Source organism: Streptomyces sp. NPDC104226 (genome assembly GCF_055584085.1).
On the sequence record NZ_JBVJMS010000009.1, the window covers coordinates 1 to 21096 of the forward strand.

Annotated in this window: 15 protein-coding genes, 1 tRNA gene and 1 rRNA gene; 13 read left to right on the top strand and 4 right to left on the bottom strand. The window is 71.3% G+C overall.

What is annotated here, in order from left to right:
* The 4 genes from rrf to ACZ60J_RS26685 form a co-directional block, all read left to right on the top strand.
* Nucleotides 1-93 (top strand): 5S ribosomal RNA (rrf, locus tag ACZ60J_RS26670); the annotation flags it as partial.
* Nucleotides 94-98: 5 nt separating this feature from the next.
* Nucleotides 99-174: transfer RNA gene (locus ACZ60J_RS26675), tRNA-Thr, on the top strand.
* A 73-nt stretch (nt 175-247) separates the two neighbouring features.
* Nucleotides 248-886, top strand: coding sequence for a hypothetical protein (locus ACZ60J_RS26680; RefSeq protein ID WP_469685621.1), 639 nt, complete (start codon nt 248-250; stop codon nt 884-886).
* A 172-nt stretch (nt 887-1058) separates the two neighbouring features.
* Nucleotides 1059-1250 carry a hypothetical protein gene (locus ACZ60J_RS26685; RefSeq protein WP_469685622.1) on the top strand — a complete coding sequence of 64 codons (192 nt, stop codon included), beginning with the start codon at nt 1059-1061 and terminating at the stop codon, nt 1248-1250.
* Between the two features lie 20 nt (nt 1251-1270).
* Here the strand turns inward: ACZ60J_RS26685 and ACZ60J_RS26690 are convergent, their stop codons facing one another.
* Nucleotides 1271-3793, bottom strand: a complete 2523-nt coding sequence (locus ACZ60J_RS26690) for a SpoIIE family protein phosphatase (protein WP_469685624.1) — start codon at nt 3791-3793, stop codon at nt 1271-1273.
* 222 nt (nt 3794-4015) lie between these two features.
* Here ACZ60J_RS26690 and ACZ60J_RS26695 point away from each other — a divergent pair, with 222 nt between their 5' ends.
* The 9 genes from ACZ60J_RS26695 to ACZ60J_RS26735 all read left to right on the top strand — a co-directional run bounded on the left by ACZ60J_RS26695 (nt 4016) and on the right by ACZ60J_RS26735 (nt 18521).
* Nucleotides 4016-9526, top strand: a complete 5511-nt coding sequence (locus ACZ60J_RS26695) for a HAMP domain-containing protein (protein WP_469685626.1) — start codon at nt 4016-4018, stop codon at nt 9524-9526.
* A 229-nt stretch (nt 9527-9755) separates the two neighbouring features.
* Nucleotides 9756-10442, top strand: a complete 687-nt coding sequence (locus ACZ60J_RS26700; RefSeq protein ID WP_250751754.1) for a response regulator — start codon at nt 9756-9758, stop codon at nt 10440-10442.
* A gap of 232 nt (nt 10443-10674) precedes the next feature.
* Nucleotides 10675-13512 (top strand): FtsK/SpoIIIE family DNA translocase, encoded by a 2838-nt coding sequence (locus ACZ60J_RS26705; protein ID WP_469685628.1) that lies wholly within the window; start codon nt 10675-10677, stop codon nt 13510-13512.
* Between the two features lie 235 nt (nt 13513-13747).
* Nucleotides 13748-14644, top strand: coding sequence for a helix-turn-helix domain-containing protein (locus tag ACZ60J_RS26710; RefSeq protein ID WP_469685630.1), 897 nt, complete (start codon nt 13748-13750; stop codon nt 14642-14644).
* Nucleotides 14645-14770: 126 nt separating this feature from the next.
* Nucleotides 14771-16264, top strand: coding sequence for a 30S ribosomal protein S12 methylthiotransferase RimO (gene rimO, locus ACZ60J_RS26715; RefSeq protein ID WP_469685631.1), 1494 nt, complete (start codon nt 14771-14773; stop codon nt 16262-16264).
* Nucleotides 16261-16917, top strand: a complete 657-nt coding sequence (pgsA, locus tag ACZ60J_RS26720) for a CDP-diacylglycerol--glycerol-3-phosphate 3-phosphatidyltransferase (protein ID WP_469685633.1) — start codon at nt 16261-16263, stop codon at nt 16915-16917. Before rimO ends, pgsA begins: the two co-directional genes overlap by 4 nt.
* A 47-nt stretch (nt 16918-16964) precedes the next feature.
* Nucleotides 16965-17519 carry a CinA family protein gene (locus tag ACZ60J_RS26725; protein ID WP_469685634.1) on the top strand — a complete coding sequence of 185 codons (555 nt, stop codon included), beginning with the start codon at nt 16965-16967 and terminating at the stop codon, nt 17517-17519.
* Between the two features lie 109 nt (nt 17520-17628).
* Nucleotides 17629-18009, top strand: a complete 381-nt coding sequence (locus ACZ60J_RS26730) for a helix-turn-helix domain-containing protein (protein WP_469685636.1) — start codon at nt 17629-17631, stop codon at nt 18007-18009.
* Nucleotides 18010-18203: 194 nt separating this feature from the next.
* Nucleotides 18204-18521, top strand: coding sequence for a hypothetical protein (locus tag ACZ60J_RS26735; protein ID WP_469685638.1), 318 nt, complete (start codon nt 18204-18206; stop codon nt 18519-18521).
* A gap of 66 nt (nt 18522-18587) precedes the next feature.
* Here ACZ60J_RS26735 and ACZ60J_RS26740 read toward each other — a convergent pair whose 3' ends face one another.
* The 3 genes from ACZ60J_RS26740 to ACZ60J_RS26750 form a co-directional block, all read right to left on the bottom strand.
* Nucleotides 18588-19355, bottom strand: coding sequence for an SDR family NAD(P)-dependent oxidoreductase (locus ACZ60J_RS26740; RefSeq protein ID WP_469685640.1), 768 nt, complete (start codon nt 19353-19355; stop codon nt 18588-18590).
* A gap of 36 nt (nt 19356-19391) precedes the next feature.
* Complete coding sequence (locus ACZ60J_RS26745) at nt 19392-20243, bottom strand: Fpg/Nei family DNA glycosylase (protein ID WP_469685642.1); 852 nt, start codon at nt 20241-20243, stop codon at nt 19392-19394.
* 376 nt (nt 20244-20619) lie between these two features.
* Complete coding sequence (locus ACZ60J_RS26750; protein WP_469685644.1) at nt 20620-21093, bottom strand: hypothetical protein; 474 nt, start codon at nt 21091-21093, stop codon at nt 20620-20622.
* Between the last annotated feature and the right edge of the window lie 3 nt (nt 21094-21096).

Genomic DNA, 21096 nt, shown 5'->3' on the forward strand with positions numbered 1-21096 from the left:
CGCCCGGTTTACATTCCGAACCCGGAAGCTAAGCCTTTCAGCGCCGATGGTACTGCAGGGGGGACCCTGTGGGAGAGTAGGACGCCGCCGAACAACCCGCCCTTTTAGCTCAGTCGGTAGAGCGTCTCCATGGTAAGGAGAAGGTCAACGGTTCGATTCCGTTAAAGGGCTCCAAAAAGAGAAGGCCCCCGCCGTTGGCGGGGGCCTTTTTGCGTTCAAGGATGCTGTTCATGGGGAGGGACGTGTGATGTCGGATCAGACTCCGGCCGAGGCAGAGTTCGAGCAGGCCTGGGCCGATGCGAGGTATACCCGGGCGGTTCTGCCGGCCGTGGACGTGAACCGGATCCTGGAGGAGCGGTACGTCGCCGCCGAGCCGGTGGCGCTGGACCGGGCGGGGGTCTGGGACATGGAGGTCCGGAAGGCCGGCAATCCCGGGGCCTTCATTCCGTACGTCATCAAGGAGGGCTCTGCCTCCGCCTGGGTGCCGGGCGGCACGGGTGCGGAGCTGGGGGCCGCGTTCGTCAGGCAGTCGCAGCAGAGGCTGTGGCTCGATCCGGATGCGTACGGACTCGTGCTCGAAGAGACGTACCTGAACCACGAGAAGCAGGTGGTCACCTTCCTCGGCCGGGAGACCTTCTCGGACGCGCAGGGCGGTCCGCTGCACGCGGACGAGCGCCAGCCGCTGTTCCACGTGCAGCACGGGGTCGCGGGTACGGACGAGCAGCCGCTCAACACCTGGCGGATCGTGCTGCTGACCGACCGGCCGGACGACCGGCTCGTGAAGGTCTTCGACCGGATGGCCCGTGATCCTTGGCTGCCCGAGTTCGTCGAGCGCTACGTCCGGGACGTGCTCGGGATCGCGCTGACGCGCCGGGACGACGTCTGAAGGACGGCGTAGGAGAAGGGCCCCTGCCGGGTGGCGGGGGCCCTTTTGCGTGTGAGGGGGTCCGGGGCTTGGCGTCAAGCCCCGAATCTTCGGGCCGTGACCAGGGGCGGGGCTCGGGGCGCAATGGGATCAGCAGGAGTTCCCAGGCCCTCGATCCACGGGAGGAACGCTCATGAACACCGACCGGATCCGACACCTCGCCCACACGTTCAGGACGGCCCGGGCTGCCGACGGCGCCTCCCCGTCCTCCTCCAAGGCCCCGTCCGCGTCCCCTGACTCCGTCGTCGAGACGGGCAGTGCCCCCTGGACCGGGGAGATGGCGGCCCCGTCGTTCATGATCCTGGTGCCGGGGCCCCGCCGCTGAGGCGCACGGCGCGACGGTGCTCAGTCGCCGTCGCGCTGCCGGGGGATGCGGAAGGCAAGGATGGCCATGTCGTCGGAGGCAGGCTCGGCGGCGAAGCGTTCCACCGCGCGCAGGACGCGGGAGGCGACGGCGCCGGCGGTGAGGCCCGTACAGGTGGTGAGGACCTCGGCGAGGCCGTCGTCACCGAGCATGCGCGTGCCCTCGCGGCGTTCGGTGACGCCGTCGGTGACGCAGAGGAGCACGTCACCGGGGTCCAGGGTGAGGGTCTGCTCGTAGAGGTCCAGGTCGTCGAGGACGCCGAGGAGGGGCTGCGGGACGGCGGCGGAGGTGACCTCGCCGTTCGGGCGCAGACGCAGCGGCAGCGGGTGACCCGCGCAGACGACCTTCATGTGGGCGCCGCCGTCGGGCTGCGGGTACAGCTCGCCGTACAGGAGGGTGAGGAAGCGGCTGCGGTCGCCCTCGTCGAGGATGGCCGCGTTGAGGCGTTCCAGGACGGCCGGGCCGCCGAGGCCCTCGCGGGCCAGGAGGCGCAGGGCGTGGCGGGCCAGGCCGGTGACGGCGGCCGCCTCCGGGCCGGTACCGCAGACGTCGCCGATGGCGAACCCGTAGACGCCGGGGCGGATCGGGAAGACGTCGTAGAAGTCACCGCCCACTTCGTTGCCCTCGCCGGCCGCGCGGTAGATGACCTCGACCTCGATGCCGGGGATGGTCGGGGAGCCGGGAGGCAGCAGGCTGCGCTGGAGCGAACGGCTGATGGCGGTGCGCTCGGAGTACAGGCGGGCGTTGTCCAGGGCGAGGGCGGCGCGGCGGGAGAGGTCCTCCGCGAGTTCGAGGATCTCCTGCCGGAAGTGCTCCTCGGAGGGCTTGCCGAGGGTGAGCATGCCGATGACGCGGTTGCGGGCGAGGAGCGGGAGGACCACCGTCTCGCCGCCGACCGCGAGGGAGGTCTCGGGCCAGGGGCGGGCGCCGGACTCGCGGACCGGTTCGGGCGGGCTGACCTGGGCGAGCAGGGCCTTCAGGCCGTCGATGCGTTCCTCGTCCTCGTGCAGGACGTACGAGAGGAACGGGTCGGAGGCCTGGTCGGCGATCGTGTAGACGGCGCACCAGGTCGCGAGGGTGGGGACGGTCATCTGGGCCATGAGGGCCAGGGTCTGGTCCCGGTCGAGGGTGCCCGCGAGCAGGTCGGAGGCCTCGACGAGGAAGGAGAGGGAGCCCCGGCGCAGTCGTTCGAGCTCGCCGAGGCGGGCCGATTCCACGGCGAGGGCGATCCGGTCCGCGGCGAACTGCAGGCGCAGGGCGTCGTCGTTGGAGTAGCGGCCGGGGATTTCGGCGGCCACTCCGAGGGAGCCGGTGAGGCGGCCTTCGACCTTGAGGGGGACGGTGAGGGCGGAGCGCATGCCGGTGGATTCCAGGAGGGGTACCGCACCGGGGACGACGACGAGGTCCTCGTGGACGGCGGGCATGCGGGCGCTGCCCCAGCGGTTGGTGCCCGCTTCCACGGGGACGCGGGCGAAGCGCTGGCGGGTGGAGGGCAGGCCGGTGGTGGCGCGGACCTCGAGCTCGGTCTCGTCGTCGGTGGCGAGCAGGAGGAAGGCGGAGTCGGCGTCGAGGAGGTCGCGGGCGCGTTCCACGGTGCGCTGGAGGAGGCCGTCGAGGTCGTCGGGGGCGGGGGAGCCGATGAAGATCTCGAAGGGGTCCGTGGGGCGGGACTCGGTGAGCTGGCCGCCGTCCATGGGGACCCGTACGGGGCTCTGCAGCAGGGCCCGCTCGTCGTCGTGCACGAGCAGGCAGACGATGGAGGGCTCCCCGTGGGCGTCGCGGACCCGCAGGTGGGAGGCGTAGACGGGGATGACGCGGCCGTCGGCGCCGCGAATGCCGTAGCTGCCCTCCCAGCGGGACAGGCGCAGGGCCTCGGCGATCCCGGTACCGGTGCCGGGGGTCTGCGGCCAGGCGGCGAGCTCCGCGAGCGGGCGGCCCACGGCCTTCGAGGCGAGGTGGCCGAAGATGATCTCGGCGTCCTCGTTCCAGGCGGAGACGGTGCCGGCGGAGTCGATCTGCAGGACGGCGACGCGGACCCGGCTGTCGGCCAGGGGGAGGAGCTGGTCGGGGACGACGGGTCCCGCGGAGCGGGTACCGACCGGCCGGTCCGGCATGTCGAGCCGGAACCACACGTGCTTGTGCGTGGCCGTGTACTCGACGCCCCAGCGGGTGGCGAGGGCGGCGCAGAGCATCAGCCCGCGGCCGTTCTCGCGGTCCGGATCGGCGTACGGGCGCTCGCCGGGGTGCTGGAGCGGGAGCTCGCGCTCCGGGTAGCGGTCGGCGACCTCGACCCGTACGCCGTCCTCGGTGCGCAGGCACAGGACCTCGGCGCGGGTGCCGGCGTGGACCACGGCGTTGGTGACGAGCTCGCTGGTGAGGACCACCGCGTCGTCGACGATGTCCGCAAAACCCCAGCCCTGGAGGGTGTCGCGGACGAATGCGCGGGCAGCAGCGACTGAACGCCCCTGTGGATCGAAACTGGCAGCCGCCCGTGCCGTGATCACAAGTCTCCTTCGACGCGGTGGACAACGGATGCCAGGTTACTTACCTTCGCGGTCGCCATGGTGCCGTCGTCCGGGAATCCACCCGCAGGGTGCGGCCGGTGTGCGATGGTGCCGAAGTGTTATGGCCGGGTTCGGCCGGGGTGAAACACTGGGCAGGCTCGAAGCCGGGTAGTAAACGAGGTGCCCGGTGGTACGACGGTCGACCCTTTCGGGAGGGACACGGTGGAGGCTGGCGCGGCGGTGCGGCGTACGGGAACGCGCCCGAAGGGAGGACGCTCCCGGCGGGGCGTCACGACGGAAGTCGATACCGCGGCCCTGAACAGGCTGCTCACGGCCTTGGTCTCGATGCGGGACGGCAACTTCCGCAAGCGGCTGACGGTGTCCGGCGACGGGGTGATGGCGGAGATCGCCGCCGTCTACAACGAGGTCGCCGACCGCAATCTCCACCTGACGGGGGAGCTGTCCCGCGTGCGACGCATGGTCGGCCGCGAGGGCAAGCTCAGCGAACGGCTGGAAACAGGCGCCTGCGAGGGCTCCTGGGCTGCCGCGATCGACGCCTCGAACCAGCTCGTGGACGACCTGGCCCGGCCGGTGTCCGAGGTGGGCCGGGTGCTGTCGGCGGTCGCCGAGGGCGACCTCGACCAGCGCATGGACCTGCGGACCCAGGCCGCGGAGGGTGCCGGGCACCCGCTGCGCGGGGAGTTCCTGAAGGTCGGGCGGACGGTCAACAACCTGGTCGACCAGCTCTCCGCGTTCACCGACGAGGTGACGCGGGTGGCGCTGGAGGTCGGTACCGAGGGCAAGCTCGGCGGCCAGGCGCAGGTGCGCGGGATGTCCGGATCCTGGAAGGATCTGACCGACTCCGTCAACACGATGGCGTACCGGCTCACCGCCCAGGTGCGTGACATTGCTCTCGTGACGACGGCGGTCGCCAAGGGCGATCTGTCGCGCAAGGTCACGGTGCACGTGGCCGGCGAGATGCTGCAGCTGAAGAACACCGTGAACACGATGGTGGACCAGCTGTCCTCGTTCTCCTCCGAGGTGACCCGCGTGGCCCGCGAGGTGGGTACGGAGGGCGAGCTCGGCGGCCAGGCGAAGGTGCCCGGGGTCGCGGGCGTGTGGAAGGACCTGACCGACTCCGTCAACACCATGGCTGGCAACCTGACGGCCCAGGTGCGCGGCATCGCGCAGGTGACGACGGCGGTGGCCAACGGCGACCTGTCGCAGAAGGTCCGGGTCAGCGCGCGCGGCGAGGTCGCGCAGCTGGCCGAAACGATCAACCAGATGACCGAGACGCTACGGACCTTCGCGGACGAGGTCACCCGCGTGGCCAGCGAGGTCGGGGCTAAGGGCCTGCTCGGCGGGCAGGCGCAGGTGCCGGGTGCGGCCGGCACGTGGAAGGACCTCACCGACTCGGTGAACACGGTCTTCCGCAACCTCACCACGCAGGTGCGCGACATCGCCCAGGTGACGACGGCGGTGGCCAACGGCGACCTGTCGCAGAAGGTCACCGTGAACGTGGCCGGCGAGATGCTGGAGCTGAAGAACACCGTCAACACGATGGTGGACCAGCTCCAGTCCTTCGGTGCCGAAGTGACGCGGGTGGCGCGTGAGGTCGGTGTCGAAGGCGAGCTGGGCGGGCAGGCGCAGGTGCCGGGCGCGGCCGGCACGTGGAAGGACCTCACCGACTCGGTGAACACCGCCTTCCGCAACCTCACCGGGCAGGTCCGCAACATCGCCCAGGTGACGACGGCGGTGGCCAACGGCGACCTGTCGCAGAAGGTCACGGTCGACGTCTCCGGCGAGATGCTCCAGCTGAAGAACACCGTGAACACGATGGTGGACCAGCTGTCCTCCTTCGCCGACCAGGTCACGCGGATGGCGCGGGACGTGGGCACGGAGGGCCGGCTCGGCGGCCAGGCGCGGGTCGAGGGGGTGTCCGGCACCTGGAAGGAGCTCACCGACTCCGTCAACTTCATGGCCGGGAACCTGACCTCCCAGGTGCGCCAGATCGCGCAGGTGACCACGGCGGTGGCCCGCGGCGACCTCTCCCAGAAGATCGACGTGGACGCCCGCGGCGAGATCCTGGAGCTGAAGAACACCATCAACACGATGGTCGACCAGCTCTCGGCCTTCGCCGAGCAGGTGACCCGGGTGGCCCGGGACGTGGGTACGGAGGGCCGGCTCGGCGGTCAGGCGCAGGTGCCGGGTGTGGCCGGCGTGTGGCGCGACCTGACGGACTCCGTGAACGGCATGGCCGGGAACCTGACCTCGCAGGTCCGCAACATCGCGCAGGTCGCCACCGCGGTGGCGCGCGGCGACCTGTCGCAGAAGATCGAGGTCGACGCCCGGGGCGAGATCCTGGAGCTGAAGAACACCCTCAACACGATGGTCGACCAGCTCTCGAACTTCGCGGAGCAGGTGACCCGGGTGGCCCGGGAGGTGGGCACCGAGGGCATCCTGGGCGGCCAGGCGGAGGTGAAGGGGGTCTCCGGCACCTGGAAGGACCTCACGCAGTCCGTCAACTTCATGGCGAACAACCTGACCTCGCAGGTGCGCAACATCGCCGAGGTGACCACGGCGGTCGCCATGGGCGACCTCTCCAAGAAGATCACCGTCGATGCCAAGGGCGAGATCCTGGAGCTCGTCACCACGGTGAACACGATGGTGGACCAGCTGTCCTCCTTCGCCGAGCAGGTCACGCGGGTGGCCCGCGAGGTGGGTACCGAGGGCATCCTCGGCGGCCAGGCCCGGGTGCGCGGGGTCACCGGCATCTGGAAGGACCTCAGCGACAACGTCAACACCATGGCCGGCAATCTGACCGCCCAGGTGCGCGGGATCGCGCAGGTGTCGACCGCGGTGGCCAACGGCGACCTGACCAAGACGGTCACCGTCGAGGCGCGCGGCGAGGTCGCGCAGCTCGCCGACACCGTCAACACGATGGTCAAGACCCTGTCCTCCTTCGCCGACGAGGTCACGCGCGTGGCCCGCGAGGTGGGTACGGAGGGCCGCCTCGGCGGCCAGGCGCACGTGCCCGGGGTCTCCGGGACCTGGAAGGACCTCACCGACTCGGTGAACTTCATGGCCTCCAACCTCACCGGTCAGGTGCGGCAGATCGCCATGGTCACGACCGCCATCGCCAAGGGCGACATGACCAAGAAGATCGACATCGATGCGCGCGGGGAGATCCTGGAGCTCAAGACCACGATCAACACGATGGTCGACCAGCTCTCCTCCTTCGCCGACCAGGTGACCCGCGTGGCCCGCGAGGTGGGCACCGAGGGCATCCTCGGCGGCCAGGCCCGGGTCCGGGACGTGGACGGCACCTGGCGGGACCTGACCGAGTCCGTGAACGAGATGGCCGGGAACCTCACCCGGCAGGTGCGCGCCATCGCGGCCGTGGCCACCGCGGTGACGCGCGGCGACCTCAACCTGAAGATCGACGTGGACGCCGCCGGCGAGATCCAGGTCCTCCAGGACAACATCAACACGATGATCGCCAACCTGCGCGACACCACCCTGGCCAACAAGGAGCAGGACTGGCTCAAGGGCAACCTCGCCCGGATCTCGGCCCTGATGCAGGGCCGCCGCGAGCTGGACGACGTGGCCTCGCTGATCATGAGCGAGCTGACGCCGGTGGTCTCCGCGCAGCACGGGGCGTTCTTCCTGGCGCTGCCGACCGGGGGCACCACCGAGATCGGGACCGACGGGGGCGCTGACGGCTCGTACGAGCTGCGGATGCGCGGGAGTTACGCGTACGCCGGCGGGCAGATGCCCATCTCCTTCCGGCCCGGCGAGGGCCTGATCGGGATGGTCGCCGAGGAGAAGCGGATGGTGCTCATCGAGAACACCCCGCCCGGCTACCTGAAGATCTCCTCCGGGCTCGGCGAGGCACCGCCCGCGCACGTGATCGTGCTGCCGGTGCTCTTCGAGGGGAAGGTGCTCGGCGTCATCGAGCTGGCCTCCTTCCAGCCCTTCACGCAGATCCAGAAGGACTTCCTCAGCCAGATCGCCGAGATGATCGGCACGAGCGTCAACACCATCTCCGTCAACTCCAAGACGGAGATGCTGCTCAAGCAGTCACAGGAGATGACCGAGCAGCTGCGCGAGCGCTCCGACGAGCTGGAGAACCGGCAGAAGGCCCTCCAGGCGGCCAACGCCGAACTGGAGGAGAAGGCCGAGCTGCTGGCCCAGCAGAACCGGGACATCGAGGTGAAGAACACCGAGATCGAGGAGGCCCGGCAGGTCCTGGAGGAGCGCGCCGAGCAGCTCGCGGTCTCGATGCGGTACAAGAGCGAGTTCCTGGCGAACATGTCCCACGAGCTGCGGACCCCGCTCAACTCGCTGCTGATCCTGGCCAAGCTGCTCGCCGACAACGCGGACGGGAACCTCTCGCCGAAGCAGGTGGAGTTCGCCGAGACCATCCACGGGGCCGGCTCCGACCTGCTCCAGCTGATCAACGACATCCTCGACCTGTCGAAGGTCGAGGCCGGGAAGATGGACGTCTCCCCGACGCGGATCGCGCTGGTCCAGCTCGTCGACTACGTGGAGGCCACCTTCCGGCCGCTGACCGCGGAGAAGGGGCTCGACTTCTCGGTACGCGTCTCCCCGGAGCTCCCCGCCACCCTGCACACCGACGAGCAGCGGCTGCTCCAGGTGCTGCGCAACCTGCTGTCGAACGCGGTGAAGTTCACCGACACCGGGGCGGTGGAGCTGGTGATCCGGCCCGCCGGGGCCGATGTGCCCATCGCGATCCGCGAACAGCTCCTGGAGGCCGGTTCGCTGCGGGAGCCCGACGCCGACCTGATCGCCTTCTCGGTGACCGACACCGGGATCGGGATCGCCGCGAGCAAGATGCTGGTGATCTTCGAGGCGTTCAAGCAGGCCGACGGGACGACGAGCCGCAAGTACGGCGGCACCGGGCTGGGGCTGTCCATCAGCCGGGAGATCGCCCGGCTGCTGGGCGGGGAGATCCACGCGGCGAGCGAGCCCGGGCGCGGGTCGACCTTCACGCTGTACCTGCCGCTGCACCCGAGCGAGCTGCCCCCGCAGGGGTACGCGCCGCCGACGCCCGGCGGGGCGCGCGGGGAGCTGTACCGGCGCCCGGCCGCCGAGGAGGCGCGGCCCGAACTGCCGGCGGCCCCGGTGGCGCAGGGCCCCGTAGCGTCCGTGGGGCCGATGGCACTGCCGCGGGCCGGGGAACCGGCCGGGCAGGGGTCCTCGGCGCTGTTCCGGCGGCGCCGCAAGGCGATGGCCGAGCCGCCGCTGCGGGTGGACGTGCCCGGACAGGGCGACGCGGAGGCGTGGTCCGTCGAGGAACCGCTGCCTTCGACGCCGCGGACGTACGACTTCCACGGCGAGCGGGTGCTGATCGTGGACGACGACGTGCGCAACGTCTTCGCGCTGACCAGCGTGCTGGAACAGCACGGTCTGGCGGTGCTGTACGCGGAGAACGGCCGGGAGGGCATCGAGGTCCTGGAACAGCACGACGACGTGGCGCTCGTGCTGATGGACATCATGATGCCGGAGATGGACGGGTACGCGACGACCTCGGCGATCCGGCGGATGCCGCAGTTCGAGGGGCTGCCGATCATCGCGCTGACGGCGAAGGCCATGAAGGGCGACCGGGAGAAGGCGATCGAGTCCGGTGCCTCGGACTACGTGACCAAGCCGGTCGAGCCCGACTACCTACTGTCGGTCATGGAAGGACACATGCGCGGGGCCGGGGCGTGACCGGGCGGGCAGAGGGGGACTCCCGAGGGAACCTTCTGCCCTCCCACCACGTTTCCGCTTCGTGTGCTGTGACATCTTGGTGACAGGGTGTGGCGATCTCGGGACTGGGGCTACGATGACCGGCACAAGGACGGACGGCGCAAGGATGCCGTCCTCTGGGGCGGGGCCCGGCGCACAGGCCGGAGCCAGGAGCCGGGGAGGCCCCATGCCGGGGCGAGGAGGACAGGGCATGGTGCAGAAGGCCAAGATCCTCCTGGTCGACGACCGGCCGGAGAATCTGCTGGCGCTGGAGGCCATCCTCTCCGCGCTCGATCAGACACTGGTCCGGGCGTCGTCAGGGGAGGAAGCGCTCAAGGCGCTGCTGACGGACGACTTCGCGGTCATCCTGCTCGACGTGCAGATGCCGGGCATGGACGGGTTCGAGACGGCCGCGCACATCAAGCGGCGGGAGCGGACCCGGGACATCCCGATCATCTTCCTCACGGCGATCAACCACGGTCCGCACCACACCTTCCGCGGGTACGCGGCGGGCGCGGTGGACTACATCTCCAAGCCCTTCGACCCGTGGGTGCTGCGGGCCAAGGTCTCGGTGTTCGTCGAGCTGTATACGAAGAACTGCCAACTGCGCGAGCAGGCGGCGCTGCTGAGGCTCCAGCTGGAGGGCGGCGGCTCCAACGGCGCGGTGGACGGCTCCAAGGAGACGGCCGGCCTGCTGGCCGAGCTCTCCGCGCGGCTCGCCGCGGTGGAGGAGCAGGCGGAGGCGCTGACCAAGCAGCTCGGTGAGGAAGCGGCCGACCCCTCGGTGGTGGCGACCGCCGCGCACCTGGAGCGCAAGCTCACCGGACTGCGGCGGGCGCTCGACGCGCTGGAGCCCGGAACGGGCGGCGGGGCTCCCGTGCTGCCCGCTCACGGCTGAGGTCCACTGCCGGGCTCCGTGGAGGGGCCCGGACTCGTGGAGCCCGGTCATGACCCGGTAGGGGCGTGTGCGGGCCCGTTTGGCGGGCCGTCAGGTCTGGCGGAACGTCAGGGCGGGCCGCCGGTACGGGCCGAGCTCGCGGGCCTCTCCCACCCGAGACCCGGAACGACACGAACGGGTGAAGGGGTGGGCACGCGTGTCCACCGGCGCGCGCACCGGTAACCTCGGGCCCATGGCCTCAAGTACGTCCGGTAAGGGTTCCCAGAGCACGGCGGGCACCGCGAAGGGCCGCACCGGCCGGACGTCGGCGCCGGCGAAGAAGGCTGCCCCGACGCGCAAGCCGCCCGCCAAGAAGGCGGCGCCCGCCGCCAAGCGCGGCCCCGTCAAGAAGGTGCCGCCGAAGCCCGCTCCGTCCCCCACCGGGGGAGTGCTGCGGCTGGTGCGCGCCTTCTGGCTCGGCATCGCGCACGCCGTCGGCGCGATCTTCCGCGGCATCGGGCAGGGCGCGAAGAACCTCGACCCGGCCCACCGCAAGGACGGCCTCGCCCTGCTGCTGCTCGCACTCGCGCTGATCGTCGCCGCCGGGACCTGGTCGAACCTGAGCGGGCCCGTCGGAGACCTGGTCACCATGCTGGTCACCGGCGCCTTCGGGCGGCTCGACCTGCTCGTGCCGGTCCTGCTCGGCGTCATGGCGGTACGTTTCATCCGCCATCCCGAACAGGCCGACGCCAACGGCCGCATCGGCATCGGGCTCTCGGCCCTGGTCGTCGGAGTCCTGGGGCTCGTGCACATCGCCTGCGGAGCCCCCGGGCGCGACGAGGGCACCACCGCCATGCAGAACGCCGGCGGGCTGATCGGCTGGGGCGCCTCGAAGCCGCTGATCTTCACCATGGGTGCGCCGCTGGCCGTGCCGATGCTGGTGCTGCTCACCGTGTTCGGGCTGCTGGTGGTCACCGCTACCCCGGTCAACGCGATCCCGCAGCGGCTGCGGAGCGCGGGGATCCGCCTCGGGGTCATCGCCCCGAACGAACACGACGCCGAGTACGCCGCGTACGGGGACCCCGCGAGCGCGGCCTCGGCCGCCGCGGACCGGCACGATGCCGAGCAGTGGCGGGCCCGCTCCGGCGCTGCCGGGCCGGCAGACCCGGCGGAGGCCGCCGAGGAGGAGGCGCTCGCCCGGCGGCGGCGCCCCCGGCGGGCCGCGGGCCGGCCCATGGACCGCGGGATGGACGCCGTCGACGTGGCCGCGGCGGCCGCCGCCGCGCTGGACGGGGTGGTGTACGGCGGGATGCCGCCCTCCCCGCTGGTCGCCGACCTCACCCAGGGCATCTCGGGGGAGCGCGAAGGCCGCGAGGGGGTGGAGATCACCGCTCCGGTTCCGGCGGCCCGGGAGGAGGGCCCGTCCCGCGAGGCTGCCCGCGAGGCAGTCCGGGAGGAGAAGGCCGCCGGGGAGCAGAAGCCCGTCGATGCCGCGGCCCCGCCGCACGACACCACGGCGGCGGCCTCCGGGACGCTGTCCGTTCCCGACCTGACCAAGACCCCGCCCGCGCCCCAGGCGCTGCCGCCCCGCGCGGAGCAGCTCCAGCTGCGCGGGGACATCACGTACTCCCTGCCCTCGCTGGACCTGCTGGAGAAGGGCGGCCCGGGCAAGACCCGCAGCGCCGCGAACGACGCGGTCGTGGCCTCGCTGACGAACGTGTTCACGGAGTTCAAGGTCGACGCGAAGGTCACCGGTTTCACCCGGGGCCCGACGGTGACCCGCTACGAGGTGGAGCTCGGCCCGGCCGTGAAGGTCGAGCGGATCACGGCGCTGGCGAAGAACATCGCCTACGCCGTGGCCTCGCCGGACGTGCGCATCATCAGCCCGATCCCGGGCAAGTCGGCGGTCGGCATCGAGATCCCGAACACCGACCGGGAGATGGTCAACCTCGGGGACGTGCTCAGGCTGGCGGACGCGGCCGAGGACGACCACCCGATGCTGGTGGCGCTCGGCAAGGACGTCGAGGGCGGCTACGTCATGGCCAACCTCGCGAAGATGCCGCACGTGCTGGTCGCCGGAGCCACCGGTTCCGGCAAGTCCTCCTGCATCAACTGCCTGATCACCTCGGTGATGGTGCGGGCCACCCCGGAGGACGTCCGAATGGTGCTCGTGGACCCCAAGCGGGTGGAGCTGACGGCGTACGAGGGCATCCCGCACCTGATCACGCCGATCATCACCAACCCCAAGCGGGCCGCCGAGGCACTGCAGTGGGTCGTGCGCGAGATGGACCTGCGCTACGACGACCTGGCCGCCTTCGGATACCGGCACATCGACGACTTCAACCAGGCGATCCGCGACGGCAAGATCAAACTGCCGCCGGGCAGCGAGCGGGAGCTCAGCCCGTACCCGTACCTCCTGGTGATCGTCGACGAGCTCGCCGACCTGATGATGGTGGCCCCGCGCGACGTGGAGGACTCGATCGTCCGCATCACCCAGCTGGCCCGCGCGGCCGGCATCCACCTGGTGCTCGCGACCCAGCGGCCCTCGGTGGACGTGGTGACCGGCCTGATCAAGGCGAACGTGCCCTCGCGGCTCGCCTTCGCCACCTCCTCGCTCGCCGACAGCCGGGTCATCCTCGACCAGCCGGGCGCGGAGAAGCTCATCGGCAAGGGCGACGGTCTGTTCCTACCCATGGGCGCGAACAAGCCGGTGCGGCTGCAGGGCGCCTTCGTCACCGAGGACGAGATCGCCGGCATCGTGCAGCACTGCAAGGACCAGATGGCCCCGGTCTTCCGCAACGACGTCACCGTCGGACAGAAGCAGACGAAGGAGATCGACGAGGAGATCGGCGACGACCTCGACCTGCTGTGCCAGGCGGCCGAGCTGGTGGTCTCCACGCAGTTCGGCTCCACCTCGATGCTCCAGCGCAAGCTGCGCGTCGGGTTCGCGAAGGCCGGGCGGCTGATGGACCTGATGGAGTCCCGGGGGATCGTCGGACCGAGCGAGGGGTCGAAGGCGCGCGACGTGCTGCTGAAGGCCGACGAACTCGACGGCGTGCTCGCGGTGATCCGCGGGGAGACTCCCGAGTAGGGAGACGTCCGCGTACGGAGACTTCCGAGGAACGGGCAAAGGATCGGGGGCAACCGTTTCCCCCGGTCGTGTGTCTAGTTGAGGGAGTGGCGGTCCTTTCCGGGCCGCCGCACCGGGCGGGAGCCCCCTGGCCATTCGTATGGCGTAGGGAGGCGCCCCTCCGGTTGCTCCACCCTTTCGTCACCCCCCTAGACTGGACTTCCAGCAGGTGGCTACACGCTCGAAAGGCGCCCTCGTGTCCATCGGCAACGCCAACTCCCCCGAAGAAGAGCGGCCTTCGACCGACGACCGGTCCGAGGACCGCCTCGTCGAACGTTCCGTCGAAGAGCCGTCCATCGGGACGGCCCTCAAGAAGGCCCGGATCGCCGCCGGGCTGACTGTCGACGAGGTCAGTTCCACCACCCGCGTGCGCATTCCGATCGTGCACGCGATCGAAACCGACGATTTCACGCGCTGCGGCGGCGACGTCTATGCCCGCGGCCACATCCGTACGCTCGCCCGTGCCGTAGGGCTCGATCCGGAACCCCTGATCGAGAGCTACGACGCGGCCCACGGCGGCCGGCCGGCACCCACCCCCGCCGCGCCGATGTTCGAAGCCGAGCGGATCCGCCCCGAACGGCAGCGGCCCAACTGGACCGCCGCCATGGTCGCCGCCATCGTCGCCGTGATCGGCTTCGTCGGCTTCACGGCCTTCGGCGGCGCCGACGAGAAGTCCAAGCGGCCGGTGGCGGAGGGTTCCGCCGCACCGAAGCCCGCACCCACCCCCAACGCGTCCAAGCCGTCGGTCCAGGCACCGCCGGCGCCCACGGCTCCCAAGCCGGAGCCTTCGGACAGCGCCATCGCCGCCGCGCCCAAGGACCTCGTCACGGTCGTCCTGACGGCCAACGACGGCGAGAGCTGGATCTCGGCCAAGGACCACAGCGGCCGGCTCCTCTTCGACGGCACCCTCGAACAGGGTCAGTCGAAGACGTTCACGGACAAGGAGTCCATCGACCTGGTGCTCGGCGATGCCGGGGTCGTGAAGCTCTTCGTGAACGGCAAGGAGATCAAGGACGAGTTCCAGCCAGGACAGGTGGAACGTCTCACTTACACCAAGGACGACCCGCGTCAGGGCCAGGCCCAGGCGGGCTGACCGGCCGGGCTGACCAGCAGGGAATAAAACGTTCCGGATCCCCGGGGTGCCGCGCCGCACCCCGGGGATCTTGTCGTCCGGGACGGGAGGCGGGGGCCGGTGCCGGGACGAAGTAGTCTTGAGTCCATGCCCGAACGCCGTACCGTCGCCCTTGTCACTCTTGGCTGCGCCCGTAACGAGGTGGACTCGGAGGAGCTCGCAGGCCGCTTGGCGGCGGATGGCTGGGAGCTCGTCGAGGACGCCGCCGATGCGGACGTAGCCGTCGTCAACACCTGTGGCTTCGTCGAAGCCGCCAAGAAGGACTCCGTAGACGCCCTGCTCGAAGCCAACGATCTCAAGGATCACGGCAAGACCCAGGCCGTCGTAGCCGTCGGCTGCATGGCCGAGCGCTACGGCAAGGAACTCGCCGAAGCGCTCCCCGAAGCCGACGGAGTACTCGGCTTCGACGACTACGCCGACATCTCCAACCGCCTCCAGACCATCCTGAACGGCGGCAGCGTGGAGGCCCACACCCCGCGCGACCGGCGCAAGCTGCTGCCGATCAGCCCGGCCGAGCGCCAGGCCACCCCCGTGGCCCTGCCCGGGCACGCCCAGGAGCCCGAGGCGGCGCCCGCCGACCTCCCGGACGGGGTCGCCCCCGCCTCCGGTCCTCGCGCCCCGCTGCGCCGCCGCCTGGACAAGAGCCCGGTCGCCTCGGTCAAGCTCGCCTCCGGCTGCGACCGCCGCTGCTCCTTCTGCGCCATCCCGTCCTTCCGCGGCTCCTTCATCTCCCGCCGCCCCAGCGACGTGCTGGGCGAGACGCGCTGGCTCGCGGAGCAGGGCGTCAAGGAGATCATGCTGGTCTCCGAGAACAACACCTCGTACGGCAAGGACCTGGGCGACATCCGCCTGCTGGAGACCCTGCTGCCCGAGCTGGCCGAGGTGGACGGCATCGAGCGCGTCCGCGTCAGCTACCTCCAGCCCGCCGAGATGCGGCCCGGCCTGATCGACGTACTCACCTCGACCCCCAAGGTCGTCCCGTACTTCGACCTCTCCTTCCAGCACTCGGCCCCCGACGTGCTGCGCGCCATGCGCCGCTTCGGTGACACCGACCGCTTCCTGGAGCTGCTGGACACCATCCGCAGCAAGGCCCCGACGGCCGGCGTCCGGTCCAACTTCATCGTCGGCTTCCCCGGCGAGAGCGAGGCCGACTTCGCCGAGCTGGAGCGCTTCCTCACCAGCGCGCGGCTCGACGCCATCGGCGTCTTCGGCTACTCCGACGAGGACGGCACCGAGGCCGTCACGTACGAGAACAAGCTCGACGAGGACACCATCGCCGAGCGCCTCGCCCACATGCAGCGCCTCGCCGAGGAGCTCACCTCGCAGCGCGCGGAGGAGCGGATCGGAGAGACCCTGGAGGTGCTCGTCGAGACGGTCGTCCCGATCGACGAGGCGGAGGAGGGCGAGGGCGCCTACGGGCGCGCCGCCCACCAGGCACCCGAGACCGACGGCCAGGTCGTCTTCACCGACGGCGCGGGCCTGGTCCCGGGGCGTATCGTCACCGCGAAGGTGGTCGGCACCCTGGGTGTGGACCTCGTCGCGGAGCCCCTGGGCGTGGATCTTGAGGAGGCGGCCGGATGACCGGAGCCCCGGCATCTGCGGCGGGCGGGACCGGCCGCCGGCCCGCGCCCGGCGCGAAGCTGGGCGCCGCGGCGGTCAATCAGGCCAGCCTGTGGAACATCGCCAACATCCTGACGATGATCCGGCTGGTCCTGGTGCCGGGATTCGTGATGCTGCTGCTCGCCGACGGGGGCTACGACCCCCAGTGGCGGGCGCTGGCGTGGGCGGCGTTCGCCGTCGCCATGATCACCGACATCTTCGACGGGCATCTGGCCCGTACGTACAACCTGGTCACCGACTTCGGCAAGATCGCCGACCCCATCGCCGACAAGGCGATCATGGGGTCGGCATTGGTGTGTCTGTCCTGGCTCGGCGATCTGCCCTGGTGGGTCACCGGGGTGATCCTGGGCCGGGAACTCGGGATCACGCTCATGCGTTTCTGGGTCATCAGGTACGGAGTGATTCCGGCGAGCCGGGGCGGGAAGCTGAAGACCCTGGCCCAGGGCACGGCCGTGGGCATGTACGTGCTCGCGCTGACCGGGCCGCTGGCGACACTGCGGTTCTGGGTGATGGCGGTCGCCGTCGTCCTGACCGTCGTCACCGGTCTGGACTACATCCGGCAGGCCGTCGTGCTCCGGCGCAAGGGGCTCGCCGCGGAGCGTGCCGCGCGGTGAACCTGCCGGGGGATGGCGCGGGGCGGCAAGAGACGGGTGGATCTTCGGTGACCGGTGAAGCGCTGCGGAATGCGGTCGGGTCCGCCGGGGCCGGTGGGGTGGCTGCGGCCGAGGTGCTGAGCCTCCTTGCGGAGAGTAACGGTACGGTTGCGGTCGCGGAGTCGCTGACCGGCGGCATGGTCGCCGCGGAGCTCACGGCCGTCCCCGGGGCCTCCAAGTCCTTCCGCGGGTCGGTCACGGCGTACGCCACCGAGCTGAAGCACCAGGTGCTCGGAGTGGACGCCGGGCTACTCGCGGCCGAAGGCGCGGTGAACCCGCAGGTCGCGGAGGAGATGGCGGCCGGAGTGCGGCGCGTGCTCGGTGCCTCCTGGGGCATCGCGACCACCGGAGTGGCCGGTCCCGAACCGCAGGACGGGCAGCCGGTCGGCACGGTTTTCGTCGCCGTGGCGGGTCCCCGGGGCAGGAAAACGGCCCGGCTGAGGTTGAAAGGCTCCCGCGCGGAAATTCGTAGGGAGAGTGCACGGACAGTGCTCGAGCTGCTCGCGAGCGAACTCCGCGAGAATCTGCGGGGGCAGGATACGGAACAGGACGGGGGGATTTGATGTTTGCAGCCCTGAGTGAACACGACATCGCTCCCCGCACGGCCGCCGCGCGAGGCGGTACGGTGGGGCGTGAAGGTTACGGCTACACGGTCAGAGGAGGGAGCCACCGATGATTCTGCTCCGTCGCCTGCTGGGTGACGTGCTGCGTCGGCAGCGCCAGCGCCAGGGCCGTACTCTGCGCGAAGTCTCCTCGTCCGCCCGAGTTTCGCTCGGCTATCTCTCCGAGGTGGAGCGGGGGCAGAAGGAGGCATCTTCCGAGCTGCTCTCCGCGATCTGCGACGCGCTTGACGTACGGATGTCAGAGCTGATGCGGGAAGTCAGCGACGAGCTTTCGCTCGCCGAGCTGGCCCAGTCCGCCGCGGCGAGCGAACCGGTGTCCGCACCGGTCCGCCCGATGCTCAATGCGGTATCCGTGGCCTCGGTCACGGGTGGCCCGGAACGGGTGACCATCAAGGCACCTGTGGAAGCGGTGAATGTCGTAGCCGCGTGATGCGTGCGTGCGTGCTGAGCGTATGAGTGTGGCCGGAGCCCCGGCCGGTGCCCTTGGGCGCCGGGCGGGGCTCCTTGCCGTTCCGGGTGCGGGTGCGGTGCCGGTGCTGCCTCGGTGGCGGCGCGAGGGGGTGCGGGTGGGGGCGGGGTGCGGGAGGATGGGCCCGTTCGGGTCTCCGGCCCCTGGAGGTGGCCGTGCAGCGGTTGCTGGGTATACCCGTGGGTCTGGCCCTCGCGCTGTCGGTGGGCGTCCTGTGGTGGTGGGCCGTGCTGCGGCTCGTGCTGGCGCCGGCCGAGGCCGGGCCGGTGGAGGGGGCGATAGCCGTCGGGGGGTGGGGGCTGGGGCTGCTGCCGGTCCACTGCGTGCCGGGGCCGGTCGGCGGACGCCGCCGCCGTGGGGCGGCGGGTGGTCGTGGTGACGGGGGCGGAGCCGAGGGTGACGGCGGGGAGCCGGCCGGTGCCGGGCCGGCGGTGGTCGGGGAGCCGGGTGGCGGGGCGTCTGGGGGTTGGTGATCGTGGGCTTGGGCTTGGGCTTGGGCTTGGGCTTGGGCTTGGGCTTGGGCGGCGGGTGGCCGGTGGTTACCAGGGCATGGAGACTCCTCCGTTCGGGCGAAGGATCTGGCCCGTCATGAAGGACGAGGCGTCTGAGGCGAGGTAGAGCACCGCCTGGGCTATGTCCTCGGGCTCGCCCACGCGGCGTAGCGGGGACATCCGGGTCATCATCGCTTCGGTCTGCTCCTGGACCTCGGGGCTGTGCCGGCCGGTCATCGGGGTGCGGATCCAGCCGGGCGCGACGGCGTTGACGCGGATGCCGTGCGGGCCGGCCTCGGTGGCGAGGGTCTTGGTCAGCTGGACGACGGCGGCCTTGGCGGCGCTGTAGCAGAGCAGGCCGGGCTGGGCGGCGTCCACGGCGCCGGAGGCCATGGTGATGATCGAACCGGGCCGGCCGGCCGCGATCATGGCGCGGGCCGCCTCCTGGCAGGTGCGCAGCACCCCCTTGAAGTTGATGTCCAGGACCCGGTCGAGGTCCTCGTCGGACGTCTCCAGGACGCTGCTGCTGTGCATGACCCCGGCGATCGCGGCGGCGATGTCCAGCGGACCGGCCTGGGTGATGGCCGCCTTGATCGCGGCGCGGTCGGTGACGTCCAGGGGGTGGGCGGTGGCCCGGCCGCCGGCCTTGGCGATCAGCTCGACCGTCTCCTGGAGGCCCTGGGCATCGCGGTCCGCGCAGTGCACGGCGGCTCCGGCCTCGGCGAGCAGTACGGCGGTGGCCCGGCCGATGCCGCTGGCGGCGCCGGTGATCAGAGCGGTGCGGCCGGTGAGTTCGTACGCGCTGGGTGTAGGCATGCGGGGACGGTACGACCGTATCTGACGGGGCGTCAACTAAGGTGTCGGTCCGGATTGGCAACGGGGACACCAGTACGTGGGCCGGTCGTCCTGCGGAGCCTCGCGGACGGGGGCGCCGCAGCGCAGGCAGGGGCGGTGGGCGCGGCCGTAGACGAACAGGTCCTGGCCGGGGCGGCGGCTGCCGGTGGTGTTGCGGTGGCGGCCGGGGGCCTTGTTCGCTTCGAGGAGCCGGTGCGCGGCCGCGGCGAGGCGGGGGAGCGTGGTGGGCGGCAGATCGCCCACCGGGGTCCAGGGAGTGACCTGGGCGAGGAAGCAGAGCTCGGACTTGTAGATGTTGCCGATGCCGGCCAGGTTGCGCTGGTCGAGGAGGGCTTCGCCGAGGGGGCGGGCGGGGGCGGTGAGGAGGTTCGCGGCGGCGGTGGCCTCGTCCCAGTCGGGGCCGAGGAGGTCGGGGCCCAGGTGGCCGACGGCGCGGTGTTCGTCGGCGGTGCGGAGCAGTTCGACGACGGGGAGGCGGTAGCCGACGGCGGTGCGGTCGGCGGTGGCGAGGATGACGCGGATCTCGTGGGCGGGGCCGGGCAGGCGGGGGGACCCGGTGGGGGTGGTGTGCAGGATGCGCCAGGCGCCGTCCATGCGGAGGTGGGTGTGGAGGGTGAGGAGGGTTTCGGCCCGGGCCGCCGGTCCGCCGGTTTGTCCGCCGTCGGCTGTCGGGCGGCCGAAGCGCATGAGGAGGTGCTTGCCCCGGGGGACGACGGCGAGGGTGGTGAGGCCGGTGAGGTCCGCGGTGGCGAAGCGGGGGACGCGGAGGTCGGAGCGGGTGAGTTCCCTGCCCGCCAGGGCTTCGCGGAGCCGGGCCGCGACGTGATAGACGCTGTCTCCTTCGGGCATGGGTTCATTCTCCTGCGGAGTCGGGCCGGTGGGGCGGGGCCGGGGGCGCCGCCGCTGCGCGGTGCTTGCTCCCCGCCCCACCCTTCCTCCGTTCCCCGGGGCTGCGCCCCGGACCCGCCTCGGGGCTGCGCCCCCGACCCGCCTCGGGGCTGTGCCCCGGCCCCCCGGGCTGCGCCCCGGACCCGCCCGGGCCATGCCCCGCCCCCCCGGTGCTGTGCCCTGGCACGCCTCGGGGCTGTGTGCCGGACTCGTTGGGGCTGTGCCCCGGAACCCGGGGGTTGTACTCCGGACTGCTTGGGGCTGTGTCCCGGGCCCCCTGAGGATGTTCCCGTGGGGCTGGGCCCTGGGCTGCTGTGAGCCGCTTGGGTGGGGTGGGCTAGCGGAGTGGGCCGCGCTCGTCGATGAAGGTGGGCGGCGGTGACAGGAACACGTTGGGGTTCGTGGGGCCGTAGGCGATGTTGAAGGTGTCCAGCCAGTACGACCAGTCCTGCATGCCCGCCGCGCTGCTGAAGCGGTAGTTCAGCTGCCAACGCACCCACTGCCCCGGGCGGAGACGTACCGCCGGCGGCCGGCGCGGGCGGGGCGGCAGTCCGAGCAGGGGGGCCACCCGGGGAAGCACCCGTAGGCGGCCGTCCGTCTCCCGGAGGTCGACGGCCAGCCTGTGGCGCTCCTCCTGGGTTTCCTGCGGCTCGAAGTGGTGGCTTTCGTGCATGCGGACTACGTGCGCGAGGGGAGCCGGAGCCGGAGGCAGCACGAAGCCCGCCGGGGCGGCGTTCCGGCGGGCGGCGGCCTCGCCTCCCCGGGAGTGTTTTGTCCATGACGTTCTGATCCACTGGACCGTGATCTCCACAGC